The sequence below is a fragment of the Arthrobacter rhombi genome, from assembly GCF_039526245.1.
In the GTDB taxonomy this organism is placed as follows: Bacteria; Actinomycetota; Actinomycetes; order Actinomycetales; family Micrococcaceae; genus Arthrobacter_H; species Arthrobacter_H rhombi.
The window spans coordinates 32,948-59,947 of record NZ_BAAAIV010000012.1 but is presented as its reverse complement, the minus strand read 5'-3'; the positions used below and the strand labels follow the sequence as shown (position 1 = coordinate 59,947).

Genomic DNA, 27,000 nt, shown 5'->3' with positions numbered 1-27,000 from the left:
CAATTCTACACGAGATAGAAATGTTACCTTCCCCCCGCCGTCACCTGACGGCCGGGCGTTGGCCGGATAGACGGGCGATCCATACCGGGCTGGAGAGGTAGGCGATGATCACGGCAGCCATGAACACTCCCCATACGCCCTTTCCCACACCAGGCGACTGGACGCTGAGCATGGCGCCGCCGGCGCAGAATGCCGTGGCCACGGTAACCACCAGTGCGGAACCGACGTGGCTGAGGCCTACGTCGGTCAGACGCTGGTAGACATGTTGGCGGTGTGCTGCATACCACCGCTCCCCCGCGCGGATCCTCACCAGCAATGTGTAGCCGGTATCGGCCAGGTAGATGACCACCGGCCCGAGCAGATAACCGGCTTCCATGCCGTTGAGGAACGCGGCGGCGCCCAGCGCGGCCAACGTTGCCCCGAGCAGGTAGCTGCCCACGTCGCCCAGGAAGACATGTCCCCGTCCGAGGTTCCAGGGCAGGAAGGCGGCGAACGCTGCGGCAACGACCAAGGACGGTGCGACCAGCCACGGCTGGTTGCCCATGATGCCGGCGCCGGCGAAGAACAGGCCGACGGTCAGCCCGTGGAGGCCACTGATCCCGTTGATCCCGTCCATGAAATTGGTGACGTTGATGTAGGCGGTGACCGCCAAGGCTCCCACGAGGATCCACCACAGCGAACTGTCGGTGACCGCGACCATGGCCGCGGTGCCGACGGCACCGATGACCAGTTGCACCCCAAAACGCCACCCCACCGAGACGCCGCGGTAGTCCTCGATCCACCCCAGCGTTGCAGCCGCCAGCGCCACACCGGCCACCACGGGAAGCAGCGGGCCAGCGGCGTAGGGACCGACGAACCAGACGATCGCGAAGCCCAGCAGCACGGCGACCGCAATGGTCAGCCCGACCCCACGCACCGCAGTGATGGTGTGGGAGGAACGGTCGTTGGGGACATCGATGACCCCCAGTCGCTTCAGCACCGGGATGAGGGCGAAGGGCAGCAGCACGCCGGCCGCAAAAGAGGCGACGACGGCGATGGTCTCGACGCCGGTCATGACACTGCTTCCCCTGCGTCCGGCTTGCCCAGGTGGCCCTGGCGTTCCTTCCACTCACCGAGGTCCATGTCCGCCGGGTCGAGCATGTCGATGTGGGCGTGGGAGATCTTCGGGTGCAGCGGCCGCTCGTCGCCTTCGCCCTCACCGATCAGGTCTTCGTGCAGCTTCTCCCCCGGACGCAGTCCGGTGATCTCGATTTCCACGTCCTTGCCGCTGAGCTGGATCATGTGCTCGGCCACATCCATGATGCGCACCGGATTACCCATGTCCAGGATCATGACCTCGCCGCCTCGGCCAATGGCTCCGGCCTGGATCACCAGCTGGCAGGCTTCCGGAATGGTCATGAAGAACCGAGTCGCCTCGGCATCGGTGACCGTGACCGGCCCGCCCTTGAGGATCTGCTCGGTGAACAGCGGCAGGACCGACCCACGGCTGCCGAGGACGTTGCCGAAGCGCACCGAGACGTACTTGCGTCCGGTCTGCTCACCCATCCACGCGGTGAGCTTCTCGGCAACGCGTTTGGAGTGGCCCAGGGCAGTGGTCGGATTCGCTGCCTTGTCGGTGGAGATGTTCACGTAGGTGCCCACGTCGGCCGCCCGGGCGGCATTGAGAACGTTGAGGCTGCCGATCACGTTGGTCTTCCAGGCCTCGTCGGGATACTGCTCCAGCAGGGAAACATGCTTGAGCGCCGCCGTGTGGAAGACGACCTCGGGCCGACGGTCCAAGAAGATCCCGGTCAGGGTCTCGGCGTCGCGGATATCGGCCAGTACGGTGTCTTGTCCGTCGAGCAACCCACGGCCCGTCAGGGAGATCTGGGTGGTCTGCAGCCCGGTTTCGTCGCGGTCGAGCAGGATGAGCTCGGCCGGCTTGTAGACGTTGATCTGACGGCACAGCTCGGAGCCGATGGAGCCGCCTGCCCCGGTGACCAGCACCCGTTTGCCCGTGACGTAGCCGGCGATCTCGTCAACGTGGATGTCCACGGGGTGGCGTCCAATGAGGTCCTCGATGGCCACCTCACGGAAGGAGAACTCGTGTCCGCCGGTCAGCATGTCGCGCAGCGGTGGGACCACGAGGACCTTCAGCCCCAAGGAGTGGCCCAGGTCGCTGATCTCGCGGATGGTGACGGCATCGATATTGGCCATCGCCAGCAGGACCACGGTGGCTCGCGTGCGCTTGACGACGTCGGCGAGGTCCTCGCGGCGGCCCAACACCGGTACGGAGGAGATCCGCAGGTGTTTCTTGCTGGGATCGTCGTCGATCAGGCCGACGGGCTGCCACGGGGAGAGCCGGTCATTGCTCATCCGCGTGACGATGGATTTGCCGACGAATCCGGCACCGTAGATCAGGGTGCGTTCGGCGTGGTCCCCGGGCTTGGTCTTGGACTCGACGTGCATGCGCTTGGCATAGCGGATGGCTGCCATGAAGATGCAGGCGAAGGGGAACGCGATGAGCCCGGTGCCGCGGGCGATCTGCATCGGAATACCGGCGAAAAGCAGGACCGCGGTGAGGATCACCGAGACGGCGACGGTGACGATGACCAGCAGCTTGGCCTCGTGGAAGGACCCGAAGCTGTACCGGCCGCGATAGAGCGAGAGGGTGGTGCCGACGATGAATTGGCTGACGATGGCCACGGCGCAGACGATCGCGATGCCGTCGATCTTGCCGGGATCGAAGGTCATCTCGTAGCGCAGGATCACTGCCACGACGATGGCGATGATCCAGGCCACGGCATCGAGAAGGAATTGGGAGCCGAGCCAGAGGATGCGGTCGCTGCTGGCGGTTTTGGGGACGTCGGGGCTTTGCCTGCTGCTCATGGATGGGCGACGCTCAGGTCTGTGCTCCTCGTGAAGGGGCCGGATTCCCGGCCGGGTCGCCGTACGCTGCGGCGTCCGGACATCGTGGGTGGTACTTGCGGGGCGGGTCAGCCGATCAGACGATCAGCCGGCCGGATCGTGCTCCGCGTCGTCCTTCAGTTCTACACCAGAACCTTCCGGTTCTGCTTGAACGTTGGTCGCGTCGGGCCCCTCCTCGCCGAAGCCGAGCAGCGAGGGGACGTGTCGGCGTAGTTCCTCCAGGGGCAGCGCGCCCTGGCGGACGACGCGCAGGACGTCGCCGGTGCAGTCCACGATCGTGGATGCCAGACCGGGCACGACGGCGTCGTCCGGGGCATCCACCTCGTCGGGGTCCACCGCTGGGCGGGGCCCCCCGTCCAGGTAGACGGCAACCGACTCGGCCAGCATCGCCTCGGCCTCGGCAGCGGTGGTTGCTGCAGGCTGGCCCGAACGGTTGGCGCTGGACACGGCCAGCGGCCCGGTGGCGTCCAGGAGGTCGCGGGCCAGGTCGTCATCGGGGATGCGCAAGGCAACGGTGCCCCGGGTCTCCCCCAGGTCCCAGGTCAGGCTCGGTTGGCTACGCAGGATCAAGGTCAGCGGGCCGGGCCAGAAGAAGTTGGCCAGTAGACGAGCGTCCTCGGGGATGTCCGTCGCCAGTCCGTCCAGCGTGCCCACCCGCGGGATGAGCACGGGCGGTGGCATGGTGCGCCCGCGGCCCTTGGCCGCCAGCAGCGTGGCGACGGCCTGCGGGGAGAAGGCGTCGGCCCCGATCCCGTACACGGTGTCCGTGGGCAGGACGATGCACTGCTTGGAGGCGATGGCCTCCTGGGCGGCGGCCAGCCCCTCGGATCGGGCAGGTTCTGTGCTGCAGTCAAAGCGTTCGGTCACGGGATCCATTCTTCCATGTCGTGCTGTGGGTTCCGCCCTCAGGCGAGGTACCCGGAGGTGACGCGGTCGGCGTCGTTCAAGTCGCGGTGACCGTTGATGTCGACCCAGCGGGAGCTGGCGCCGAAGAGACCCAGCATGGCGGGACCCTGGAGGTCTGCATGTTCGAGCGCCAGATAGCCACCGGGGACCAGGAGCCGCTCGGCGGTGGTGATCACCGCGCGCGGCAGCTCCAGCCCGTCAGGGCCGCCACCGTACAGCGCCAGTTCCGGGTCGTGGTCACGGACCTCGGGGTCGCGCGGAATGGCGCCCGGAGGGATGTAGGGAGGGTTGGATACGACAATGTCAAAGCGCCCCTCCTGCCCCTCGAGCGCAGTGCGCAGGTCACCGGCCACGAGCTGGACCCCATGGGGTGCCGTGTTCACCGCGGCATACGGATAGGCATCTTCACTGAGCTCGACGGCGTGCACTTCGGCCCCGGGGACTTCGCTGGCGACCGACGCGGCGACGGCGCCGGAACCGGTACCCAGATCCACGACGCGCACGGCACCGCGTTCGGCCAGGACCTGACGGGCCCGGTCGATCGCCAGTTGGGCCAGCAGCTCGGTTTCCGGACGGGGGATGAACACCCCGGGCCCGACGGATAGCTCGAGATGGCGGAAGTACGCGACCCCCGTCAGGTGCTGGAGAGGGATGCGCGTCGCCCGCCGGTCCACCAGTTCGGCGTAGCCGACGGGGGCTGGGGTACCGGCGAGGGCCAGTGCGCCCACCCGTCCCCGGGAGACGTCGAGCAGATGCGCGGCCAGCAACTCTGCATCGGCACGCGGGGAGGGGACACCGGCGTCGTGCAGTTGTGCCGTGGCCCGGCGCAGTGCCTCCTCGAGATCCACCGACACCCTACTTCTTCTGGTCGTCGCCGATGGCATCGAGCCGGTCCTGTTCGTCCATCTCGATGCAGGAGGTGATCACCGGGCCCAGTTCACCGTTCATCACGTGGTCCAGGTTGTAGGCCTTGTACCCGGTGCGGTGGTCCGCGATCCGGTTCTCCGGGTAGTTGTAGGTGCGGATGCGCTCGGAGCGGTCCATGGTGCGCACCTGGGACTTGCGGATGTCGGAATTCTCGGCGTCGATGATCTCCTGCTGGTGGGCCAGCAGGCGGGAGCGCAGCACGCGCATCGCGGCCTCGCGGTTCTGGATCTGTGACTTCTCGTTCTGCATGGCCACCACGATGCCGGTGGGCAGGTGGGTGAGGCGCACCGCGGAGTCGGTGGTGTTCACCGACTGGCCGCCCGGACCGGAGGAGCGGTAGACGTCGACCTTCAGGTCGTTGGCGTGGATCTCCACTTCCTCGGGCTCGTCGACCTCGGGCAGCACCAGGACACCGGCGGCGGAGGTGTGGATGCGCCCCTGCGACTCGGTGACCGGCACGCGCTGCACACGGTGGACACCGCCCTCGAACTTCAGGTGCGCGTAGACACCCTCGGCGGGGTCGTTCGACTTGCCCTTGATGGCCATCTGGGCGTCCTTGTAGCCGCCAAGATCCGACTCATTGAAGGAGATGAGTTCGGTCTTCCAGCCCATGTGCTCAGCATAGCGGGTGTACATGCGCAACAGGTCCGCAGCGAACAGGGCCGCCTCGTCGCCGCCCTCCCCGCCCTTGACCTCGAGGATGACATCACGTGCGTCGTTGGGGTCACGCGGGATCAGCAGCCGGCGCAGCTTCTCCTCCACCACGGGCAGGTCTTCTTGCAGACGGGCAGCTTCCTCGGCGAATTCCGGGTCCTCGTCGGCCATGGAGCGGGCTGCCTCGAGGTCGTCCACGAGCTGGGTATAGCGCTTGTGTGCCTCGACGATGCCATTGAGCTGCGCGCTGCGCCGCCCGAGCTTGCGGGCCAGCGACTGGTCCTGGTAGACGGCGGGATCGCTGAGTTGGCGCTGCAGGTCGGCGTGCTCGTCGAGCAGGCCCTGGACGGACTCGAACATTGGCTCTTCTTTCTCGGCATCACCGCGGCCGCTTGGCCACGTTGTGCCCCAGTCTAGGGAGGTTTGTGCCGCGTTGGCGGCTTAACGCACAACGCCCGGTCCGGCCCCGCACATGATGGCGGGACCGGTTCCGGGCGTGTCAGGCAGCTAGGAGTCGGACTTGGACCCGAGGGTCGTCTTGGACACCAGCATGAGGAATTCGGCGTTGGATTGCGTCTCGCGGATCTTGGAGGTCAGGACCTCCAGGGCCTGCTGCGTCTCCAGGCCGGAGAGCACGCGGCGCAGGCGCCACATGATCTTGATCTCCTCGGCAGAGAGCAGGTTCTCCTCGCGGCGGGTGCCGGAATCCTTGACGTCGACGGCCGGGAAGATGCGCTTGTCAGCCAGCTGGCGGGACAGGCGCAGCTCCATGTTGCCGGTGCCCTTGAACTCCTCGAAGATGACCTCGTCCATCTTGGAACCGGTCTCCACCAGGGCGGTGGCCAGAATGGTCAGCGAGCCACCGTTCTCGATGTTGCGGGCGGCACCGAAGAAGCGCTTCGGCGGGTACAGCGCCGCCGAGTCCACGCCACCGGAGAGAATGCGGCCCGACGCGGGTGCGCTGAGGTTGTAGGCACGGCCCAGGCGGGTCATCGAGTCCAACAGGACCACGACGTCCATGCCCATCTCCACGAGGCGCTTGGCACGCTCGATGGCCAGTTCGGCGACCGTGGTGTGGTCATCTGCCGGGCGGTCGAAGGTCGAGGCGATGACCTCGCCCTTGACCGTGCGCTGCATGTCGGTGACTTCCTCGGGACGTTCGTCGACGAGGACCATCATCAGGTGTACTTCGGGGTTGTTGACCGTGATCGCGTTCGCGATGGACTGCAGGATCAGGGTCTTGCCGGCCTTCGGCGGGGAGACGATCAGGCCACGCTGGCCCTTGCCGATGGGGGCCACGAGGTCGATGACGCGCGGGCCGACGAGCTTGGCCTCGGTCTCCAGGCGCAGACGCTGCGAGGGGTAGAGCGGGACGAGCTTGTTGAACTCGACACGGTCCTTGTTCTCCTCGACGGGCTTGCCGTTCACCGAGGTCAGCTTCACCAGCGCGTTGAACTTCTGGCGCTGGTTGCCGCTGTTGTTGTTGTTCTCGCCGTCACGCGGTGCGCGGATGGCGCCGACGACGGCGTCGCCCTTGCGCAGGTTGTTCTTCTTGACCTGGTTCAGCGTGACGTAGACGTCGTTGGGACCGGGCAGGTAGCCGGAGGTGCGCACGAAGGCGTAGTTCTCCAGCACGTCCAGGATGCCGGCCACGGGCAACAGGACGTCATCCTCGGTCACCTCGGTGTCGTCGACCTCGGGCTGGTTCCGGTTGCGTCCGCGACGGTTGTTCCGGTCATTGCGGTCGTTGCGGTTGTTCCGGTCGCGGTTGCGCTCGCGACGGTTGTTGCGGCCGTTGCGGTCGTTGGAGTCGTTGTCCCGCTGGTTGTCCCGGCGGTTGTTGTTCTCCCGCTGGTTCTCCTGCTGGTTGTTTCGACCCGAGTCGTTCTGCTGGCTCTTCTGGCTCTCGTCGCGGTTGCTGTCGCGGTTGTTGTCGCGCGATTCGTTGGACGTGTCGCCATCATTGTTGTCGCGGCGGTTGCGGGAGCGGCGATTGCGCGAGCGGTCGTTGCGATCGCCCCGGTCGTTGCGCTCATCGGAACGGTCCTCGTTGCCGCCCTGGTCGGCGTTGCCCTGATCCTGCCCGGCATCCTGGGTGGACTCGACGGACTGCTGGTTGGCATTTCCGTTGTCGGAGGCGCGACGGGAGCCACGTCCGCGACGCTGGTTCGCACCGGTTTCGCCCGAGGTCTCGGAGTCGCCTGCGGTGGTGGTCTGCGCGGGAGCGGACTCGGCCGTCTCGGTGACCTGCGGTGCCTGGCCATCGCTGCTGGCGCGGCGGCTGCGGCCACGGCCACGGGCGGGGCGCTCGGAGGAGTCGGCATCCTTGCCGGAGGTGGCCTTGTCGGCAGGGGCCTGCTCGGTGGCGGCTGCCTGCTTCGGGGCGGATTCGGCCTTCGGGGCCTTCTCGCGGTCGGCGACGGAGCCGCCACGCTGGTGGTTCGAGATCGCGGTCACGAGGTCGCCCTTGCGCATGCGTGATCCACCGGTGATCCCCAGTTGCGACGCCAATGCCTGGAGCTGGGCGAGCTTGAGCCCGGCCAGTCCGTTCTGTGGTGCCGTCGAAGTTTCTTCCACGCCTGCAGTCAGGCTGGTGGTTTCGGTCACGAAGGTTCCTTCCCCCTCGTCAGGCGGATCGTGTCGGAACGATCCGCTGGGTTGTCTTCCGGTGATCCGCTTCAGATGCGGGCCGGCTGCCGGACGCAGCGGCGGAAAGCCGATGGCGTCCTGATGCATTCATCCTGTGTGGTGGCCGTCTGATTCCCCAGGAGTCGGGGAACGGCCAGTCTGAAAGCCGCACGCGGTGACGCGTCGGGCCGACACATGGGATCCACAAAGTGGGGTTCTCGAAGTGCACGATCCACGCGAGTCCGGATTCCGGCTGTGGCAACTCGCCACGGACCCGGAAACCGGGGTCAATACCGCTAGTGCCCTTCCAGTCTAGCACCGACGCGGTCGACGCCGGGCATCAGGACACGCCAGGACACGCCGGTCGTCCCGGCCCCGTCGCCCGGCGCCGCCGCGACGATGTCGGCGACCCGGCGCGCCTCGTCCTCGGAGGCGGCCAACACCAACACGGTGGGGCCGGCGCCGGAAACGACCGCCGCATGCCCCGCAGCACGCAACCGCTCGATCAGCTCTGCCGAGGCCGGCATGGCGGGCGCACGGTATCCCTGGTGCAGGCGGTCTTCGGTGGCGGGCAACAGCAATGACGGATCCGCGGCCAGGGCATGCACCAGGAGTCCAACCCGCGCGCCATTCGCTGCAGCCGTGGCATGGGGGACGGAATCGGGCAGGAGCGAGCGTGCCGTGCGGGTGGAGAGTTCGATGTCCGGGACGGCCACCACGGGAACGATGCGCTCGTCCAACGAGAGCCGGGTACTGGTGGATCCGGAGTCATCCTGCATCGACAGCGTCAGGGCACCGAAGACCGCGGGCGCCACGTTGTCCGGGTGCCCCTCCAAGCGGGCGGCCGCTGCGAAGATCGGCTCGCGGTCGGTGATCGCGCGGCGCAGCGTGGCGGGCAACAGGGCGTCGGCCGCCGTGAGCGCCGAGACGATCGCGGCGGCAGAGGAGCCGAGTCCACGCCCATGGGGGATGACGTTGCGGGCCTGCAACCGCAGCCCGGCGGGTGCCGCACCCGCATCTGACCAGCGGGCCAGAATGGTCCGGGCCACCAGGTGGCTGGAGTCGGTGGGCAGGCAGCCGGCCCCCTCCCCCTCGATGTCCACGTGCACTCCCGTTTCGGCGGTGGTCGTGACCGTCAGGGTGTCATGCAGACCCAGCGCCAGCCCGAGGCAGTCATAGCCCGGGCCCAGGTTGGCGGTGGTTGCCGGCACGACGACGGTCACGCTCTGTCCCGGAGCGACCGAGGGTCCGATCGCCGGAGCCTGCGGGACGGGCGCGCCGGCCGTGTTGCTGGAGGCCATCGCTCAGGCCAGGCCGAGGGCGTTGGCGACGGAGACGACGTCGAAGTCCACCTTGGTGGGGGTGACATCGGAGCCATCGGCGTTGCGCAGGGCCCACTGCGGGTCCTTCAATCCGTGCCCGGTGACGGTGATGACGATCTTCTTGCCGCTCGGCACCTCGCCGGCGGCGTGGTACTTGAGCAGGCCGGCGACCCCGGCGGCGGAGGCCGGTTCGACGAAGACGCCCTCACGGGCCGAAAGCCAGCGGTGGGCCTCGAGGATCTCCTCGTCGGTGACGGCGTCGATCAGGCCACCGGATTCATCCCGTGCCGCTTCGGCCTGCTCCCAGGAGGCGGGATTGCCGATGCGGATGGCGGTGGCGATGGTGTCCGGTTCGGTGATCGGGTGCCCGGCGACGATCGGCGCGGATCCGGCGGCCTGGAAGCCCCACATGATGGGGCGCTTCGTGGACACCGCGGGCAACGTCCCTGCAGTTTCGGAATCGTAGGGCTCGGAGTACTCCTTGTAGCCCTTCCAGTACGCGGTGATGTTCCCGGCGTTGCCGACGGGCAGCAGATGGTAGTCCGGTGCGTCGCCGAGGAAGTCCACGACCTCGAAAGCGCCGGTCTTCTGGCCTTCGATGCGCGCGGGGTTCACCGAGTTCACCAGGAAGACCGGGTAGTTCTCGGACAGTTTGCGGGCCACGTCCAGGCAGTTGTCGAAGTTGCCGTTGACCTGCAGCAACTCGGCACCATGGGCGATGGCCTGGGAGAGCTTGCCCATGGCGATCTTGCCGTCCGGAACCAGCACGGCGCAGGTCAGCCCGGCCTGCGTGGCGTACGCCGCGGCCGAGGCCGAGGTGTTCCCGGTCGAAGCGCAGACCACTGCCTGGGCGCCGGCAGCGACGGCAGCGGTGATGGCCATGGTCATGCCGCGGTCCTTGAAGGAGCCGGTGGGGTTCATCCCCTCGACCTTCAGGTACACCTCGGAGCCGGTGAGCTCGGAGAGCGCCGGGGCGAAGACCAGCGGGGTGCCACCCTCCCCCAGCGTGATGATCCGGGTGGACTCGTTGACGGGCAGGCGGGATGCGTATTCGCGGATGACTCCGCGCCACTGGTGGGCCACTTAGTTTCCTTCGACTCTCAGTACTGATGTAACGGCGGTGACGACCTTCAGGGCCTCGATGTCCGCCACGGTGGCGGCCAGGGCGGCCTCGCTGCCCTGGTGGGTGACGAAGCGCAGCGTGGCCGATCCGGGTTCGTCCCCGTCGACGGGCTCGGGGATCTGGCGCATGGATTCGATGGAGACCCCACGGTCGGTGAAGATCGTGGCGATCTTGGCCAGCACGCCGGTCTTGTCGTTGACGCGCAGCCCGATGCTGTAGCTGGTGGAGACGGCCTCGATGGGCAGGGCCCGTACGGTTCCGGTGGTGGCCTCGGTGCGTCCGGGTCCACCCAGCACCACACGGCGTGCTGCGGAGACGACGTCGCCGACCACTGCGGACGCGGTGGGCTTGCCGCCGGCCCCCTGGCCGTAGAACATCAGCTCCCCGGCGTTGTCGGCCTCGACGAACACCGCATTGAACGCGCCGTGGACGGCGGCCAGCGGGTGGACGCGTGGGATCAGCGTGGGGTGGACCCGCACGCCGACGCCCTCGGAGCCGTTGCCGTCGCCGAGGCGCTCGGCGATGGCCAGCAACTTGATGACCATGCCCTGTTGACGTGCCGCGGCGACGTCTTCGGCGGTGACGGCGGTGATGCCCTCGCAGTGCACGTCGTCCAGGTCGAACGGCGCATGGAAGGACAGGGTGGCCAGGATGGCCGCCTTCGCGGCGGCGTCGTGCCCCTCGATGTCAGCGGTGGGGTCGGCCTCGGCGTAACCGAGTTCCTTGGCCCGGGCCAGAGCGTCATCGAAGGCGGCGCCGGTGGTGTCCATGGCGTCCAGGATGTAGTTCGTGGTGCCGTTGACGATGCCCATGACCTTGGTGATCCGGTCACCGGCCAGCGAATCACGGATGGGCCGCAGGATCGGGATGGCCCCGGCAACCGCCGCCTCGTAGGCGAGCTGGACGCCGGCGTCCCCGGCGCGGGCGGACAGCCCGGGCAGGTCCTTGGCCAGCAGCGCCTTGTTCCCGGTGACCACCGTGGCACCGCCGTCGATGGCCCGGCGGATCAGCGTCGCCGCCGGTTCCAGCCCGCCCATGAGCTCGATGACGATGTCGGCGTCGTCGATGAGCGCCTCGGCATCGGTGGTGAACAGCGACGCGGGCAACTCGACGTCACGCCGTGCCGCGGTGTTGCGTACCGCGATGCCGGCGAGCTCGAGCTCGGCGCCCACCCGTGTGGTCAGTTCACTGGCGTCGTCCAACAGGATTCGTGCCACCTGTGATCCGACATTGCCGCAGCCGAGCAGGGCCACCCTGAGTTTCTTCACGTGTTATCTACGCTCCCATGTCACGGGCCAACAAATCGTCTTCGGTTTCCCTGCGGATGATGGTGCGGGCCGTGCCGCCGCGAACGGCGACGACCGCAGGGCGGGCCAGGTAGTTGTAGTTGCTGGCCAATGCCCAGCAGTAGGCCCCGGTCCCGGGGACCGCGAGCAGGTCGCCCGCCGCCACATCGTCCGGCAGGTAAACGTCCCGCACGACTATGTCACCACTTTCGCAGTGCTTTCCAACCACGCGGGACATAATCGGTTCGCTATCCGTCACACGCGAGGCCAGCACGGCGGTGTAGTCCGCGTCGTAGAGGACCGGGCGGGCGTTGTCGCTCATCCCGCCGTCGACGGAGACGTAGCGCCGCGGCAGCGTGCCCCCGTCGGCGTCGACCGCCACCGTCTTGCGCACCCCGGCCTCGTAGAGGGTGAAGGTGCCGGGCCCGGCGATGGCCCGGCCCGGCTCGATGGAGATGCGAGGGACCGCCAGGGAGAGCGCGGCGGCTTCCTCCTGCACGACGGCGGCCATCGCCTGGGCGAGGTCGGCGGGCTCCCGCGGGGTGTCGGCCTCGGTGTAGGCGATGCCGTAGCCGCCGCCCAGGTCCAGCTCCGGCAGCTGGACCCCGTGCTCGTCGCGGATGGCGGCAAGGAAGCCGAGCATCTTGCGGGCGGCCATTTCGAACCCCTCGGCCTCGAAGATCTGTGAGCCGATGTGCGCGTGGATGCCCAGCAGGGTGATGGTGGGTGCGCCCAGCGCGAAGGCGACGGCCGCGGCGGCCGGCGAGGCACCGGCGTCGTCCGCCACCATGGAGAGGCCGAACTTCTGGTCCTCGTGGGCGGTGGCGATGAATTCGTGGGTGCTGGCATGCACGCCGGGGGTCAGCCGGAGCATGACGTTGGCGGTGGTGCCGAGCCGCCCGGCGATGGCGGCGACGCGTTCGAGCTCGTCCTGGCTGTCCACCACGATCCGGCCCAGCCCCATTCCCAGGGCCGTCTCGATCTCGGCGGTGGACTTGTTGTTCCCGTGCAGGCCCAGGTTCGCGGCCGGGACCCCGGCGCGCCGGGCCACGGCGAGCTCGCCGCCGGAGCAGGTGTCCAGCCGCAGCCCCTCCTCGGTCACCCAGCGGGCGACCTCGGTGCACAGGAACGCCTTGCCGGCATAGTAGACGTCGACCCCGCCGCACAGCTGCCCGAAGGCCGCATTGAACGCGTCGCGGAAGCCGGCGGCGCGGGAGCGGAAATCGTCCTCGTCCAGCACGAACAGCGGGGTGCCGTGCTCGCGGGCCAGCTCGCCCACGCGCAGTCCCTGGACGGCGAGCTCGCCGTCCCCGGTGCGCGCGACGCCGGCGGCCCACTGCCCCGGTCGCAGGGCGTTCGCGTCATCGGGGTAGGACAGCCAGTCGGGGGCCAGGTTCGAGGCGGCCACGGCTACATCTTCTCCGGTGCCGAGACGCCGAGCAGGTCCAGCCCGTTGGCCAGGACCTGGGTGGTGGCGTCGTTGAGCCAGAGGCGGGTGCGGTGGATCGGCTCCACCGCCTCGTCGTTGACCGGGGTGACGCGGCAGGCGGCGTACCAGCGGTGGTAGGCACCGGCGATCTGCTCGATGTGGCGGGCCACCCGGTGCGGTTCGCGGAAGGAGGCTGCCTGGCCGACGACGGAGGGGAACTGCCCCAGCATGGCCAGCAGCTCGTTTTCGGTGGGGTGGGTCAGCAGCGAGGCGTCGAAGTCGGTGCGCTCGACGCCCTTGGCGACCGCGGTGCGTGCGGCGGCGCAGGAGCGCGCATGGGCGTACTGGACGTAGAACACCGGGTTGTCGTTGGTGTTCTTCTTCAGCAGTTCCGGGTCCAGGGCCATCGGCGAGTCCGCGGGGTAGCGGCCCAGCGAATAGCGCAGAGCATCGGCCCCGAGCCAGTTGATCAGGTCGCGCAGCTCGATGATGTTGCCGGCACGCTTGGACAGCTTGGCCCCGTTGACGGAAATCAGCTGGCCGATGAGGATCTCGATGTTGTGCTGCGGATCGTCCCCGGCGCAGGCCGCGATGGCGCGCAGGCGGGAGACGTATCCGTGGTGGTCCGCGCCGAGGAGGTAGATCTTCTCCGGGAAGCCCCGGTCCTTCTTGGACAGGTAGTACGCGGCGTCGGCGGCGAAGTAGGTCGGTTCCCCATTGGCGCGGATCAACACGCGGTCCTTGTCGTCGCCGAAGTCGGTGGTGCGCAGCCACTGTGCCCCGTCCTGGTCGAAGACGTGGCCCTGCCCGCGCAGCCGTTCCACGGCCTCCTCCACGGCGCCGCCGGAGTGCAGCTGCTGTTCGGAGAAGAACACGTCGAAGGCGACCCCGAAGTCGGCGAGGGTCTCCTGGATGTCGGCCAGCTGCGCGGTGTAGGCCAGCTCCCGGACCACCGGCAGGGCGGCTTCCTCGGTGAGCTCGCGGATCCCGGGGTGCTGGGCGGCGACCTGGTGGGCCAGGTCGGCGATGTATTCGCCGGGGTAGCCGCCCTCGGGAACCGGCAGGGAGTGCAGGCGGTTGTAGACCGATTGGGCGAAGACGTTCATCTGGTTGCCGGCGTCGTTGATGTAGTACTCGCTGGTCACCGAGGCGCCGCTGGCCTTAAGCACCCGGGCAATCGAGTCGCCCAGGGCGGCCCAGCGCGTGTGCCCGATGTGCAGCGGTCCCGTGGGGTTGGCGGAGACGAACTCCATGTTCACCACATGGCCGGCGAGCGCCTGGTTGGAGCCGTAGGCCGCGCCCGCCTCGACGATCGCCTTCGCCAGTTCGCCGGCGGCGGCGGCGTCGACGGTGATGTTCAGGAATCCGGGTCCGGCGATCTCCACGGCGGTGACGCCGGGGATCTCCACCAGGCGCCCGCGCAGCACGGTGGCGAATTCGCGCGGGTTCATGCCGGCCTTCTTGCCCAGCTGCAGGGCGATGTTCGTCGCCCAGTCGCCGTGTTCGCGGCTCTTCGGTCGCTCCACCCGCACCTCGTCGGGGACGTCGACGGCGAATTCACCGGCGTCGACGGCGTCGCGCAGGCAGGCGGAAATGGCGAGGGAGAGTTCTTCAGGAGTCACCCCCCAAGGATAACGGGCGTAGCGCCCGCTCCCCGACTCGGTGAATCCGCTGGTCACCGACGCGGCGGCCGTGCCCGGACCGGGCCCCGGCGCACCCCTCCCGCTCGGGCCCCGTGGCTGGTAGATTCCGAACCAACTGCTTCACAGGGACGGGGAAAGCATGGACGGGGACCGCACCGGTCGACGGCTGCCACGGCCGCCCGCCGTGTTCGTGCTCGTCTTCCTTGGTGCGCTGCTGGTCGTCTTCGGCGCCGCTGCCCTGCCGTCGATGACCCACCACAGCCCGCAGGGGCTGGTGCTGCCGGCGCCGGACATTACCCAGCCGGCCGCAGCGCCGGCGTCCTCCGCGCCTGCCGAGGAGGACACCGGCGCCGGGCACCGACCTGACGATGCGGCGATCGGCAGGATCGGGCAGGCAATTGCGGCGGTCCTGTTCGGCGTCGTCGTCCTGTTCGTGGTCGGCATGGCGCTCTCGTTGCGCCGGGGTGCCCGCGCCGCCGACCCGCCCCCGGCCGTCCCGGTCGACGACATTGCCGCGGAGGCGCGACTGCGTGCCGAGGTCGCCGCCACGCTGGCCCGGGCGCAGACTTCCCTGGTGGACGCCACGCCGGCACAGGCCGGACCGGGCATCATTGCCTGCTGGGCCGAACTCGAACGCCTGGCGGCCGCCCACGGCCTGCGGCGGGACCGGGCCTTGACGCCGACCGAGCAGGCCGCGGCCATGCTGGCGGCCTTCGGCGTGGCCGCGCCGCCCCTGGCCCGGCTGCTGGCCCTCTATGAACGGGTCAGGTACGACGTCGCGGTGCCCGGCTTCCAGCCCGACCCCGGCCAGGTGCGCCAGGCCGGGGCCGATTTCGCCCGCCTGGCCGCCGACGTCGGCGCCTCCGGCCGGGCCCGCACGGGGACCCGGACATGAGGCGCTCCAGACGCCGCCCTCCCGGCGCACGGCGGCCGACGGCGTGGATCGGGCCGCTGTGCTTCGGCGCCCTGGCCCTGGCCTTTTGCCTCTACACCCGCATCGATCCCGGCCACGTCGCCTTGTTCACCGCGCTGGGAATCTGCCTGGGATACCTGTTCACCCTGTTCCCGCTGCTGACCTTCTCCGGGCGGGCCATGCTCGCCCCCGGACGGCCCGCGAACGGCAACGAGGCCTTCCGCACCACCGCCTTCGCCCTGCTGGCCCGGCGCCTGCACCGCCACTCCCCCGCTGCACGGGCCCTGGAACAAGCGGTGGGGACGGCGGCCCGCCTCGCGGGTGGCGCCGCAGCCGTGGGCCCGGCGACCGCCATCGTGCAGCGTGAACTGGCCGCGGGCCACGACCTGACCGCCCGGCAGGCGACGGCGGCCGCCCACGAGGTCCGGGCCTTTCTCGCCGACCCGCTGGGCCCGGCCCTGGGCCCGGCCACTGCCCCCTCGAAAGGAACCCCATGACCGAACGCCCCGTCCCGGCCGGCCCCCACCCCGGCACCGGGAACGCCGAACCGGCCGTCGAGCGCATTGCAGCCGCCGGCGCCTCCGTCCTCGAGAGCGTCGGCCGGGCGGTGGTGGGCACCCGCGAACCGCTGCGCCTGGCGCTGGCCGCGGTCCTGGCCGGCGGGCATGTGCTCTTCGAGGACATGCCCGGGCTGGGCAAGACCCTGGTGGCCCGGTCGCTGGCGCAGACCCTCGGCCTGGGGTTCCGCAGGCTCCAGTGCACCCCGGACCTGCTGCCCTCCGACGTCACCGGTTCCTCGATCTTCGATCCGGTGGAGCGCACCTTCGATTTCCAGCCGGGGCCGGTGTTCACGGGCCTGCTGCTGGCCGACGAGATCAACCGCACCTCCCCGAAGACGCAATCGGCACTGCTGGAGGCCATGGCCGAGGGGCAGGTCTCAGTGGAGGGGGCCACGCGGACGCTGCCGGTGCCGTTCCATGTCTTTGCCACCTCGAACCCCGTCGAGGTCGAGGGAACCTATCCGCTGCCGGAGGCGCAGTTGGACCGCTTCCTGGTCCGCCTGTCGCTGGGCTACCCCACGCCCGACGCCGAGGCCGACATCGTAGGACGCCGGCTGGTGCGCGGGCTCGCCGAGCCGGTGCTGGATCCCGTGCTGGACCCCGCGGGACTGCGCGACCTGCAGGAGGAGCTGGCTCGGATCCCGGTCTCGCCGGACATCGTCGCCTATGCGGTCCGCCTCGCCGCCGCCAGCCGCGACCTGGACGAGGTGCAGGTGGGCGCCTCCCCCCGAGGCTCCCAGGCCCTGGTGCTGCTGGCGCGCGCGGTGGCCGCCCTGGACGGCCGGGCCTACGTGGTGCCGGAGGACGTCAAGACCGTCGCGGTCCCGGGGCTGGCCCACCGGCTGGTGCTCTCCCCCGCGGCGTGGGCGCGGGGGTCGGACCCGGTGGAGCTGGTCCGCCGGCTCACCGCCGCGGTCCCCGGGCCGGCCACCACACCGTGAACGAGACCCCGGACCGTCCGGCCCGGCTACTGGACGCCCGCAACCGCCCGGCCGGTGCCGGCCCGGCGGCCCGCTCGCCACAGTGGGGTGTCGCCGTCGTCCTGGCCCTGCTCTTCGCCGTCGGGGCGGCGGTCGCCCGGCGTCCGGACCTCGCCGTGTTCGGCGGACTCTTCGCGCTGGTCGCCGTGTCGACACCGCACCGCTTCAGCCAACGGCACGCACCCGGGCTGGGTTTCGTGCCGGACACCGTCCGGGATGGCGCCCGGGGGGCGCGGCGGGCCGTCGCCTTTAGCGACCAGGCAGGCACCGCCGACGCGGCACCCGCGTTGATGGCCGTGCGCGCCCTGGCCCCGGGCGGCAGGGAATCCGCGCTGATCGCCACGACGGCCGAGACCACGCTGGTGGGGGTCCGCGTGCCGTTGGGGGGACGGCGGGACCTGCTGGACTACCGGGTGTCGACGTACAGCCCGGACCTGGGCATTAGCCGCGACGAAGCCACCACCGGGGTGCTCACCGCCATGCTCCAACCGCAGGCCGAACCACTGCGCCGGCTTCCGGTGCCCTCGGCCCTGCGGGCGCACGCCGGCTCGCACCATGCCCGGCTCCGCGGCGGCGGCACCGAAATCCGCGACATCGGCCCGATGCGCCCCGGCGATGACCGGCGCCACATCGACTGGCGGGCCACCGCGCGCAGCACCGATGCCGCAGCCACGCCGCTGGTGCGCCGCTACCTCGCGCCGGCCGACGCCGGGGTCACCCTGGCCATCGATGCCCGGGTGGACATCCCCTCCCGGGTGGCCGCCTGGATCGCCCCGAGCCTGGACGCGTTGCGGATGCCCTCCAGCCTGCAGCTGACCCGCCGTGCCGCCGGATCGGTGGCGGCGGCGTATGCCGCCCGGGGCGACCGGGTCGGGCTGCTGGACGCCTTTGGATTCGGCGCCCCCCTGCGTCCCGCCGGCGGGCACCGCCAGCTCGAGCTGCTGCGCCGCCGGCTGGCCGCACTGGCCGTGCCCTCCACCAGCATCGAGCCCTCCCGCACCCCGGCCCCCGCCCCCGGGAGCCTCGTCTACTTCTTTTCGCCGCTGCTTGACCCCGATACCGCAGCGGTTCCGGCCCACTGGGTGCGATCCGGGCACCTCGTCGCCGTCGTGGACACCCTGCCGGACCCCGATGCCACGGGATTGCCGGCCGCCGAGGCGCAGGCCCTCTCCCTGCTGCTGGCCACCCGGGCCGCCGTCCGGGCCGAATTGGCCCGGGAGGGCATCCCGGTCCTGCCCGCAGACAACCTGCGTGAATCCCTCGAGCAGTGGGCCCTGCAACACACCCGCTCCCGGACCGTCCCCGGTGGCGCCCGGTGAAGCCGATGATCCGGGCGTTGGCCCCGGTCCACCGGCACGCCTCCCTGGAACCGCTGGGGCCGGGCACGGTTCCCGGGGCGGCCCTGGCCCTGGCTGCCGCCGCCCTGCTGGTGGCCGGGACACTGCCGGCGGCGATCGCTGCGGCGGCCGGGCAGGGCCTGCTCGAATGGGTCGGCGCCCTGGCGGCCGTCGGCGCCGGTGCCGCACTCGTCCTGCTGTGGCCCCAGCACATCAGCGCGCTCATCGCGTTGCTGCTGCTGGGGGCGGCCTATGTGCGCATCGCCGCGGTGGGTGCCTGGACGCTGCCGCTGTACGTGCTGGATGCACACCTCCTCTATGTGCTGCTCGGCCTGGCCGCGATGGGCCCGCGGTCCTCCCGGTTCACCCGCGCCGCCCTGCGCGCCGCGGCCCGGGCGGCCCTCTGGGCCCAGATCGGCGCCCAGCTGCTCGCCGCCGTCGCGCTCTTGCTGGCGTGGTGGGGCCGGGGGGCCTCCGGTGCCCTGGGGGCCGCCGCCGGGATCGTCTCGGCCTGTGTACTGGCCGGTGGCGCCCTGGCCGCCTCACGGATCGCGGGGCGCCCCGAGAACCCTGGCTAGGGCCCGCCGCCACCGGTTACGCGACGGCCCCGACTTCCTGCTAAGCTCTTTGAGGTTCCCGCCGCAGGCACGATCGCGGCACGCCCTCGTAGCTCAGGGGATAGAGCGGCTGCCTCCGGAGCAGCAGGTCGAAGGTTCGAATCCTTTCGAGGGCACCACTGGGGGGCACACGGATCAGGTCCCCGGCAGTCATGCCGGGGGCCTTTTTCGCGCCTCCGGCAGTCCCGACGAGCCAGGGGACCTTCGCCCCGGGACGCGGACCGCGCCGGGAGCTACCCTGACACCATGGGAACGGCATTCGGGCCGGCCTGGCTGGCCATCGTCTCCGCGGTCTTCACCCTGCTGCTGCTCTGCCTGGGGATCGTCTGCCAGCTGGCCGCCCACGGCCGGCTGGCTCCGAACTCCCTGCTGGGCCTGCGCACCCCCCGGCTCAAAAGCAGCGACGCACGCTGGCGGGCCGGGCATGCAGCCGCTCTGCCCATCTCCTGGTGCGGATTCGGCCTCGCCGCCACCTGCCTGCTCGTTGGCCTGGCGGTTCCCCTCGCCCGGCTCGGGGCGGTGGCGGTCTTCGCGGCCACCGTCGCCACGTCCTTCGTGCTCGCGACGCGGGCGGCCGCCACGGCCCCCTGATCCGCTACGACGCGGCGATCGCCACCAGCTCGGCCATGGCCCCGGCCAGGCGCTGCGGGCCCAGCCAGACCGCTGTCAACGGGCGCTTGGGGACCTCGACTTCCAGGGGGACGCGCAGCAGCGACCCGGCGGCCAGCTGCTCGCGCAGGGCCAGCTCGCTCAGCACCGCTGGCCCGGCGCCGGAGGCCACGGCGATGCGCACGGCGGCGTTGCCCTGCAGCACCAGGGCGGGTTCGGCTGCCTCCCGCCCGGCCAGGAGCTGCTCGAGGGCCTCCCGCGTGCCGGATCCGCGCTCCCGCACCACCAACGGCGTCGCCGCAAGCTCCCGCAGGGACAGGCGCCCGCGCAGGTTGGCCCACGGATGCCCCGGACCCACCGCCACGGCCAGCTCATCCTCCTGGACGACCGCGGCGCTGATCCCCACCTGCAGCTGCGGCGTCTCCACGAACCCCAGCTGCAACTCCCCCTGGTGGACCTTGGTGATCACCTGGGAGGAATTCAGGACCTGGAGTTGCACCCGCACCTCGGGCAGGCGCCGCCGCAGTTCGGCCAACCAAGCAGGCATCAGGACCTCGGCGACCGTCTGGCTGGCCCCGACCCGCACCTCCACCGGGCCGCTGGCCCGCCCCTCGCCCAGCATGGCCAGGAACTGCCGGGACTGCTCCAGCAGCGTGCGCGCCGCGGCGGCCAGCTCCACGCCCTTGTCGGTGGGCACCGATCCCCGGGGGCCACGCTGCAGCAACGGGGCCCCGGCCGTGGTTTCCAGCCGGGAGACGAGGCGGCTGGCATTGGACTGGGCCATGCCCAGGCTGCGGGCTCCCGCGCCCACGCTGCCCGCGTCCACCACGGCCACCAGGAGTTCCAGCGCATGCAGATCCGGCCATTCACCACCCATATGGACATGATATGACCCCATGCCCGATCGATGGCTACCGCGGGCCGGTGCACCGTGAAATCGTCGAAACATGAGCATCACCCCCGCACCCCGTCCAGGCGCCGCCACCCGCGGCAGCCACCTCCTTCAACATTTCGGCCCCGGGCTGCTGGTCTGCGCGCTCGCCACCGCCGTGGCGATGACGCTGAGCCACCTGCTGCCCGGGGTCAGCGCCCTGATCATCGCCATCGTGCTGGGCATCGCCACCACGAACCTGCTCCGCCTGCCCGAGCGCACCGCACCGGGCATCACGTTCGCGGCGAAGAAGCTGCTGCGCCTGGGCATCGTCTTCCTGGGCCTGCAACTGGTCATCGGGGACATCGTCTCGCTGGGCGCGCCCATGCTGCTGGTCATCGTCTGCATCGTCGCCGGGGGCATCTTCGGCACGCTGCTGATGGGCCGTCTGATGAAGATGCGCCCCGGCCAGGTCCTGCTGATCGCCTGCGGCTTTTCCATCTGCGGTGCAGCCGCCGTCGCCGGCGTTGAAGGCGTTGCCGACTCCGACGAGGAGGACGTCGTGACCGCCGTCGCCCTGGTGGTCATCTTCGGGACCCTGATGATCCCGCTGGTTCCCCTCGTCGGCGGCGCCCTCGGCCTCGACGCGGAGATGAACGGGCTCTGGGCCGGGGGGTCCATCCACGAGATCGCCCAGGTCGTCGCCGCCGGGGGGATCATTGGCGGCGGCGCGCTCGCCGTCGCCGTCATCGTCAAGCTCGCCCGAGTCCTCCTGCTGGCCCCCGTCGTCGCCGTGCTGAGCGTCATCCAGCGCCGCAAGGGCAACGGCGCGGCCGCCGACGGCAAGCGTCCCCCCATCGTCCCGCTGTTCATCATCGGCTTCCTGGCCATGATCGCCCTGCGCTCGACCCTCGATCTGCCCGGCGGGGTGCTCGAGGCCGGCAAGTTCGTGCAGACGGCCCTGCTCGCCGCTGCCATGTTCGGCTTGGGATGCGGGGTGAAGATCCGCAACCTCGTCCGGGTGGGCCTGCGCCCCTTCGTCCTGGCGGCGGCCTCCACCGTCCTGGTCTCGTGCATCGCCCTCGGCGGCATCCTGCTGGTCCACCTCGGCAGCTGATCCCCGCCCCACCCCCAACCCCCATGCCCCCAGGAAAGGCCCGCCATGAACTCCCCAGCAACCTCCCGCCCGATCGTCGTCGGCATCGACGGCTCCCCCTCCTCGGCAGCGGCCCTGCACCAGGGCGCCGCGCTTGCCGCGTCGCTGGGCACGGGTCTCCGCGTGGTGACCTGCTGGACCGTCCCGCAGTTCTACAACGCGGACCTACGCCTGGAGGAAACGGAATTCGAGGCGGACGCCCGGACCGCCCAGGAGGAGCTGCTCGCCGCGGCGTTTGCCTCCGGTTGCCCCGTGCCGCTCGAACGCGTCCTGCGCCACGGCCGGCCGGGGCACGAACTGGTCGCCGCATCCGCCGATGCGCGCCTGCTGGTGCTGGGGACCCGCGGCCACAACGAATTCGTGTCCATGCTGCTGGGCTCGGTCTCGCTCGAATGCATCGCCCATGCAGCGGTCCCGGTGCTCACCGTTCGTGCCGGGCTGCACGGTCCGGACGCCTGATCGCACCGCATGACGGGCCCGTGTCCTCGGCGGGCCCGTTCTTGTGGTTTCCGGTGCGGTCCGGCTAGGCTGAACGCTGTTCAAGTGAACGCCGTTCAAGGCGTGCCACCCGTACCAGCGCCAGGACCACCATGAACCGCCTCCGACTCGATGCCACCGACCTTGCCCGTATCGCCATCTTCGCCGCACTCGTTGCGGCCCTGGGCCTGCCGGGAGGATTTGCGGTCTTCGGCTCCGTGCCCATCACCGCCCAGACCCTGGGCGTCATGCTGGCCGGCGCCGTTTTGGGCCCCTGGCGCGGCGCACTGTCCATGGTCGTGCTGCTCGCCCTGGTGGCCCTCGGCCTGCCGCTGCTTTCCGGTGGCCGCGGCGGTCTGGGGGCCCTGGTCGGCCCCTCGGCCGGCTACCTCATCGGCTGGGTCCTCGGCGCCGCAGTCATCGGGGCGATCGTCCACGGCGGTGCCCGGATCACCCGGCCGCGCACCCTGGCCGGAATGCTCGTCGGGGGCATCGTGGCCATCTACGCCGTCGGCATTCCGGTCCAGGCGGCCGTGACCCGCCTGCCGCTGGACGGCACGGCCTTCCAGTCGCTCGTCTTCCTGCCCGGGGACCTGGTCAAGGCGGCCCTGGCCGTGGCGATCACCCTGACCCTGGCCCGCGCCTACCCCCGGGCCTTCCGCCGCCCCCTGGCCGCCACGCCGCAGGCCCCCGCCCCGTCAACGCCAACCGGCGAGCGCGTCGCGGACCACACCCGATGAGCGGCGGGGCCCTGGTCCCGGTCCGCTTCCGGCCCGCGGCCCCCGCGGCGGCGACCCGCCTGCTGGAACGGCTCGCGGGCATCCTTGCCGCCGGGGACGTCCCCCTGGTCGGAGACGATCGCTGGTCCGCCGGGCAGTGGGACGGCGTGGAGGCGCTGTGCGCCACCTCCCGCGTCCCGGAAGGCACCGGGTGGGCCGCGTTGACCTCCGGCAGCAGCGGCTTCCCGCGCATCGTGCTGCGCTCCCGGCGCTCCTGGTCGGATTCCTTCGCCGCCCTGGAGGCCCTGGCCGGGCTGGACTCCGAGGACATCGTCGCCCTGCCCGCTCCGCCCTCGGCCTCGATTTCGCTGTTCTCGCTGGCCCACGCCCTCGACGGCGGCCCCCGCCCCCTCCTGCCCTCCGGACAGGCCGGCGGCTCGCAGGACTTCGCTGCGGCCACCGCCTTCCACGGCACCCCGCAGGCGCTGGCCCGCCTGCTCGACCACGGTGCCCCGCCCCGGCTGCGCACGGCACTGGTCGGGGGCAGCCAGCTGGATCCCGCCCTGCGCCGGCAGGCCACCGCGCAGGGGATCCGGGTCCTGTCCTACTACGGGGCCGCCGAGCTGTCGCTGGTGGCCGTGGACGACGGCACCGGGTACCGCCCGTTCCCCGGGGTCGGCATCCAGCTGCGCGAGGGCCAGGTCTGGGTCCGCTCGCCCTACGTCGCCGACGGCTACCTGCCCCAGTCCGGCACGCACCAGGGGCCGGGCCCGCTGCGTCGCGTCGACGGGTGGCACACGGTCGGGGACCGGGCGACGTGGTCCGGTGACACCCTGGTGTTCGGCGGCCGGGCCGACGGCGCGATCCTCACCGCCTCGGCGACAGTGGTCCCCGAGGAGGTCGAAGCCAGCCTGCGCCTGGTGCCCGGGGTACGCGACGCCGTCGTGCTGGGCCTGCCCGCACCGTCGATCGGCTCGCTGCTGGCCGCCGTCATCGAACCCTCCACCGGCGCCACGGCGCCTGATGCCGCCACGCTGCGCCGGGCCGCCGGGCAACTGCTCGGCCCGGCCCACCGGCCCCGGCGCTGGTTCACCGTCACGCTGCCACGCACCGCCAGCGGCAAACCCGCCCGGGCCGAGCTGGCCCGCCAGGTGGCCGCCGGGGAGGTGGCCCCCCTTGGACACTAGGAACCCGGTGGTCGTTGCCGCCCGCAGGACGCCGATCGCCACGCGCGGGCGCTCCCTGGCACGGCTCGGCGTCGACGCCCTCGCCGCCCCGGTGCTGGGCGCGGCCCTCTCCGATGCCCGCGCCGCGACGGGCCGGGACCACCGGGTCGGGGACGTGGTGCTGGGCAACTGCATGGGCCCGGGGGGCAACACCGCCCGGGTGGCCGCACTGGCGGCGGGACTCGGCCACGAGGTCCCCGGGATGGGCATCGACCGCCAATGCGGCAGCGGCCTGGCCGCCATCATCACCGCGTCCACTGCCATTGCCGCCGGCGACGACCGGCTGCACCTGGCCGGCGGCACCGAGAGCGCCTCCACAGCACCGGTGCGCTCCATCGACGGGGTCCCCTACGACAGGGCCCCCTTTGTCCCGGCCGGCTGGCCGGATCCCGGCATGGTCCGTGCCGCCGAGGACCTCGCCGCCGCCACGGGAATCGGCCGCACCCGCCAGGACGCCTATGCGGCGCAGTCCCACCGCCGGGCCGCATCGGCACTGCGCCGCGGCGCGCTGGACGCGGAACTGGTCGGCACCGGCCCACTGGCTGCCGATGAGCTCCCCCGACGCGCGGAGTCCCTGCTCGCCCGGTTCACCCCGCTCTTTCCCGGCGGCACCCTCACCGCGGGGAACAGCTGCCGCACCAGCGACGGCGCGGCGGCCGTCGCCCTGGTACCCGGCCCCGCGAACACGGCGCCCGGCCTGGCAGTGCGGGCCCACGCCGTCATCGGCTGCGACCCGGCACTGCCCGGGATCGGTGCCGCACCGGCCATCATCGCGGCGCTGGCCTCCGCCGGGCTGGACGTCGCCGACCTGGCGGCCATCGAACTGGTGGAGGCCTTCGCCGTCCAGACCCTCGCGGTCCTGGAGGCCATTGGCGTCGCCGACGAGGACCCGAGGGTCTGCGCCGACGGCGGGGCCCTGGCCTGGGGCCACCCGTGGGGAGCCAGCGGTGCGGTCTCGGTGGTGCGCCTGTTCAGCCGGCTGGTCCGTGGCGGCGCCCCCGCCGGGACCCTCGGCGTGGCGGCGGCCTCGGTCGGTGGCGGGCTCGGCGTGGCCGCGGTCTTCGAGGTGGTCCGGTGAGCGCCATCTCGCTGGCCGGCGTCTCGGTTGCCCTGGGCGGGTCCATGGTGCTGGAGGCCGCCTCGTTGGAGCTCGACGCCCGGCGGATCGCCATCATCGGGGAGAACGGTTCGGGCAAGTCGACGCTGGCCCGGGTGATCGGCGGCCTGGTCGCCCCCAGCAGCGGCGAGGTGCACGTCCAGGGGGTCGATGCGGTGCGCGATGCGCGGGCCCTGCGCCGGAAGACGGCAGTGGTCTTCAGCAACCCGGACGCGCAGATCATCATGCCCACGGTCGCCGAGGACGTGGCGTTCTCGCTGCGCCCGCAGAAGCTGCCCCGCCCCGAGGCCGCCCGGCGCGTGGAGGCGGCGCTGGCCGACTTCGGGCTGGCCCACCTCGCCGGGCGCTCGGCCCATGAGCTCTCCGGCGGGCAGAAGCAGCTGCTGGCCGTCTGCGGGGCGTTCGTGCGCGCCCCGGAACTGGTCATCGCGGACGAGCCGACGGCGCTGCTCGATGCCCGCAATGCCCGCCGGGTCGCCTCGCACCTGCTGGAGCGCCCGGGCCACCGGCTGGTGCTGGTCACCCACGACCTGGCCCTGGCCGCGCGCTGCGATGTGGCCGTGATGGTGGCCGGCGGCAGGATTGCCGCCACCGGTGCCCCGGACGAGGTCATCGCCGCCTACGAACGGCTGCTGGTGTGCTGAGCCTCTACCAGCCGGGCACCGGCCTGCTGCACCGCGCGCCCACCGGGCCCAAGGCCCTCGCCCTGGCTGTGGTGGTGCTGGGCCTGTCCTTCCTGCCCTCGAGCTGGTGGGCCGCCGGCGTGGCCGTGGCCGTCCCGCCGCTGGGCTACGCCGTCGCCGGGCTGGGCCCGCGCACCCTGTTCCGCCAGCTCCTCGCGCTGCGCTGGCTGCTGGCCATCACCCTGGGGTTCCAGCTGGTCTTCCTCAGCCCCGAAGCCGCTGCGGCGAATACCAGCCGGGTGCTGGCCACGATCCTGCTGGCCTCCCTGCTGGTGTTCACCACCCGGATCACCGACCTGCTCGACGCCGTGGAGAAGGTGCTGGCGCCGACGGCCCGCTGGGGCCTGGACCCGGCCCGGGCTTCCCTGCTGCTGAGCATCACCATCACCACCGTCCCCGTCCTGGCCCGCCTGGGGGCCGGCGTCCGCGAGGCCCAGCGCGCCCGGGGCGCCCGCGCCAGCCTGGCCCGGTTCGTCATCCCGTTCCTGGTCGTCTCGCTCAAGCACGCCGACGAACTCGGCGAGGCCCTCACCGCCCGGGGCGTGCGGTGACCCGGCCCGTGGTCCGCGGCGCCGTGGTCGACGGCCAGACCCGCTGCGTGCACTATCGCACCGTGCTGGATGTGGTGGCCATCCGCTTCCACTGCTGCGGGGAGTTCTACCCCTGCCACCGCTGCCACGCGGAGGTCCCCGGCCAGCACGCGGCGACCCCCTGGCCAGCACCACTGCACGACGCGCGGGCCCTGCTGTGCGGGGTGTGCGGCACCACGCTGCCCATCACCGAGTACCTGTCCCGCTCCGACTGCCCCGGATGCGGCGCCCGGTTCAACCCGGGCTGCCTGCTGCACGCCGGACTCTACTTCGAGACGGCCGGGAGCTGAACGGCAGCGGCCCACGACCAGGTTCTCCCG

At 71.2% G+C, this 27,000-nt stretch carries 26 protein-coding genes and 1 tRNA gene; 15 read left to right on the top strand and 12 right to left on the bottom strand.

All coding sequences use genetic code 11. The features are described from left to right. Positions 1-40: 40 nt before the first annotated feature. From ABD088_RS10965 to argS, 11 genes are all read right to left on the bottom strand, one after another. Positions 41-1,054, bottom strand: coding sequence for an MraY family glycosyltransferase (locus ABD088_RS10965; RefSeq protein WP_343901972.1), 1,014 nt, complete (start codon positions 1,052-1,054; stop codon positions 41-43). Beyond that, positions 1,051-2,868, bottom strand: a complete 1,818-nt coding sequence (locus ABD088_RS10960; RefSeq protein ID WP_343901971.1) for a polysaccharide biosynthesis protein — start codon at positions 2,866-2,868, stop codon at positions 1,051-1,053. Before ABD088_RS10960 ends, ABD088_RS10965 begins: the two co-directional genes overlap by 4 nt. Before the next feature lie 123 nt (positions 2,869-2,991). Further along, positions 2,992-3,783: an L-threonylcarbamoyladenylate synthase gene (locus ABD088_RS10955; RefSeq protein ID WP_372710563.1), complete on the bottom strand. Its 792-nt coding sequence runs from the start codon at positions 3,781-3,783 to the stop codon at positions 2,992-2,994. 29 nt (positions 3,784-3,812) lie between these two features. Continuing rightward, positions 3,813-4,697 (bottom strand): peptide chain release factor N(5)-glutamine methyltransferase, encoded by an 885-nt coding sequence (prmC, locus tag ABD088_RS10950; RefSeq protein WP_343901969.1) that lies wholly within the window; start codon positions 4,695-4,697, stop codon positions 3,813-3,815. Continuing rightward, positions 4,669-5,754, bottom strand: a complete 1,086-nt coding sequence (gene prfA, locus ABD088_RS10945; protein ID WP_343901968.1) for a peptide chain release factor 1 — start codon at positions 5,752-5,754, stop codon at positions 4,669-4,671. The genes prmC and prfA overlap by 29 nt, the downstream gene beginning before the upstream one ends. A 147-nt stretch (positions 5,755-5,901) precedes the next feature. Further along, on the bottom strand, positions 5,902-8,001 hold the full coding sequence (gene rho, locus ABD088_RS10940) for a transcription termination factor Rho (RefSeq protein ID WP_343901967.1): 2,100 nt from the start codon (positions 7,999-8,001) through the stop codon (positions 5,902-5,904). A 317-nt stretch (positions 8,002-8,318) separates the two neighbouring features. After that, complete coding sequence (gene thrB, locus ABD088_RS10935; RefSeq protein ID WP_343901966.1) at positions 8,319-9,323, bottom strand: homoserine kinase; 1,005 nt, start codon at positions 9,321-9,323, stop codon at positions 8,319-8,321. 3 nt (positions 9,324-9,326) lie between these two features. Continuing rightward, complete coding sequence (thrC, locus tag ABD088_RS10930) at positions 9,327-10,427, bottom strand: threonine synthase (protein WP_343901965.1); 1,101 nt, start codon at positions 10,425-10,427, stop codon at positions 9,327-9,329. Next, positions 10,428-11,735 carry a homoserine dehydrogenase gene (locus tag ABD088_RS10925; RefSeq protein WP_343901964.1) on the bottom strand — a complete coding sequence of 436 codons (1,308 nt, stop codon included), beginning with the start codon at positions 11,733-11,735 and terminating at the stop codon, positions 10,428-10,430. Positions 11,736-11,742: 7 nt separating this feature from the next. Next, positions 11,743-13,161, bottom strand: a complete 1,419-nt coding sequence (gene lysA, locus ABD088_RS10920; RefSeq protein ID WP_343901963.1) for a diaminopimelate decarboxylase — start codon at positions 13,159-13,161, stop codon at positions 11,743-11,745. A gap of 2 nt (positions 13,162-13,163) precedes the next feature. Continuing rightward, positions 13,164-14,804, bottom strand: coding sequence for an arginine--tRNA ligase (gene argS, locus ABD088_RS10915; protein WP_343901962.1), 1,641 nt, complete (start codon positions 14,802-14,804; stop codon positions 13,164-13,166). Between the two features lie 160 nt (positions 14,805-14,964). Between argS and ABD088_RS10910 the strand changes: the two genes are divergently transcribed. The 7 genes from ABD088_RS10910 (at position 14,965) to ABD088_RS10880 (ending at position 19,823) form a co-directional block, all read left to right on the top strand. Continuing rightward, complete coding sequence (locus tag ABD088_RS10910) at positions 14,965-15,720, top strand: DUF4129 domain-containing protein (RefSeq protein WP_343901961.1); 756 nt, start codon at positions 14,965-14,967, stop codon at positions 15,718-15,720. Next, positions 15,717-16,235 carry a hypothetical protein gene (locus tag ABD088_RS10905; RefSeq protein ID WP_343901960.1) on the top strand — a complete coding sequence of 173 codons (519 nt, stop codon included), beginning with the start codon at positions 15,717-15,719 and terminating at the stop codon, positions 16,233-16,235. Before ABD088_RS10910 ends, ABD088_RS10905 begins: the two co-directional genes overlap by 4 nt. Then, the gene (locus tag ABD088_RS10900) at positions 16,232-17,239 is read left to right on the top strand and encodes an AAA family ATPase (protein ID WP_343901959.1); all 1,008 of its coding nucleotides are present in this window, start codon (positions 16,232-16,234) and stop codon (positions 17,237-17,239) included. Before ABD088_RS10905 ends, ABD088_RS10900 begins: the two co-directional genes overlap by 4 nt. Then, positions 17,236-18,597 carry a DUF58 domain-containing protein gene (locus ABD088_RS10895; protein WP_343901958.1) on the top strand — a complete coding sequence of 454 codons (1,362 nt, stop codon included), beginning with the start codon at positions 17,236-17,238 and terminating at the stop codon, positions 18,595-18,597. The genes ABD088_RS10900 and ABD088_RS10895 overlap by 4 nt, the downstream gene beginning before the upstream one ends. Continuing rightward, entirely contained in the window at positions 18,594-19,193 is a 600-nt protein-coding gene (locus ABD088_RS10890; protein ID WP_343901957.1) for a hypothetical protein, read from the top strand. Before ABD088_RS10895 ends, ABD088_RS10890 begins: the two co-directional genes overlap by 4 nt. Before the next feature lie 82 nt (positions 19,194-19,275). Next, positions 19,276-19,351, top strand: a tRNA-Arg gene (locus ABD088_RS10885). A 127-nt stretch (positions 19,352-19,478) separates the two neighbouring features. Then, positions 19,479-19,823 (top strand): SdpI family protein, encoded by a 345-nt coding sequence (locus ABD088_RS10880; protein WP_343901956.1) that lies wholly within the window; start codon positions 19,479-19,481, stop codon positions 19,821-19,823. A 4-nt stretch (positions 19,824-19,827) separates the two neighbouring features. Here the strand turns inward: ABD088_RS10880 and ABD088_RS10875 are convergent, their stop codons facing one another. Beyond that, a complete protein-coding gene (locus ABD088_RS10875) occupies positions 19,828-20,718 on the bottom strand; it encodes a LysR family transcriptional regulator (RefSeq protein WP_343901955.1) in 891 nt (296 codons plus the stop codon). Positions 20,719-20,788: 70 nt separating this feature from the next. On the opposite strand from ABD088_RS10875, the gene ABD088_RS10870 reads away from it, so the two are divergent. The 8 genes from ABD088_RS10870 (at position 20,789) to ABD088_RS10835 (ending at position 26,970) form a co-directional block, all read left to right on the top strand. Further along, the gene (locus tag ABD088_RS10870) at positions 20,789-21,829 is read left to right on the top strand and encodes a YeiH family protein (RefSeq protein WP_343901954.1); all 1,041 of its coding nucleotides are present in this window, start codon (positions 20,789-20,791) and stop codon (positions 21,827-21,829) included. Between the two features lie 45 nt (positions 21,830-21,874). Then, positions 21,875-22,327, top strand: a complete 453-nt coding sequence (locus tag ABD088_RS10865; protein ID WP_343901953.1) for a universal stress protein — start codon at positions 21,875-21,877, stop codon at positions 22,325-22,327. Positions 22,328-22,458: 131 nt separating this feature from the next. Continuing rightward, positions 22,459-23,085 (top strand): biotin transporter BioY, encoded by a 627-nt coding sequence (locus tag ABD088_RS10860; protein WP_343901952.1) that lies wholly within the window; start codon positions 22,459-22,461, stop codon positions 23,083-23,085. Then, the gene (locus ABD088_RS10855; protein WP_343901951.1) at positions 23,082-24,251 is read left to right on the top strand and encodes a class I adenylate-forming enzyme family protein; all 1,170 of its coding nucleotides are present in this window, start codon (positions 23,082-23,084) and stop codon (positions 24,249-24,251) included. Before ABD088_RS10860 ends, ABD088_RS10855 begins: the two co-directional genes overlap by 4 nt. Then, positions 24,241-25,368 (top strand): thiolase family protein, encoded by a 1,128-nt coding sequence (locus ABD088_RS10850; RefSeq protein ID WP_343901950.1) that lies wholly within the window; start codon positions 24,241-24,243, stop codon positions 25,366-25,368. The genes ABD088_RS10855 and ABD088_RS10850 overlap by 11 nt, the downstream gene beginning before the upstream one ends. 44 nt (positions 25,369-25,412) lie before the next feature. Beyond that, complete coding sequence (locus ABD088_RS10845) at positions 25,413-26,051, top strand: energy-coupling factor ABC transporter ATP-binding protein (RefSeq protein WP_343902363.1); 639 nt, start codon at positions 25,413-25,415, stop codon at positions 26,049-26,051. After that, positions 26,045-26,641 (top strand): energy-coupling factor transporter transmembrane component T family protein, encoded by a 597-nt coding sequence (locus ABD088_RS10840; RefSeq protein WP_343901949.1) that lies wholly within the window; start codon positions 26,045-26,047, stop codon positions 26,639-26,641. The genes ABD088_RS10845 and ABD088_RS10840 overlap by 7 nt, the downstream gene beginning before the upstream one ends. Further along, entirely contained in the window at positions 26,638-26,970 is a 333-nt protein-coding gene (locus ABD088_RS10835; RefSeq protein WP_343901948.1) for a CHY zinc finger protein, read from the top strand. The genes ABD088_RS10840 and ABD088_RS10835 overlap by 4 nt, the downstream gene beginning before the upstream one ends. Positions 26,971-27,000: the final 30 nt, after the last annotated feature.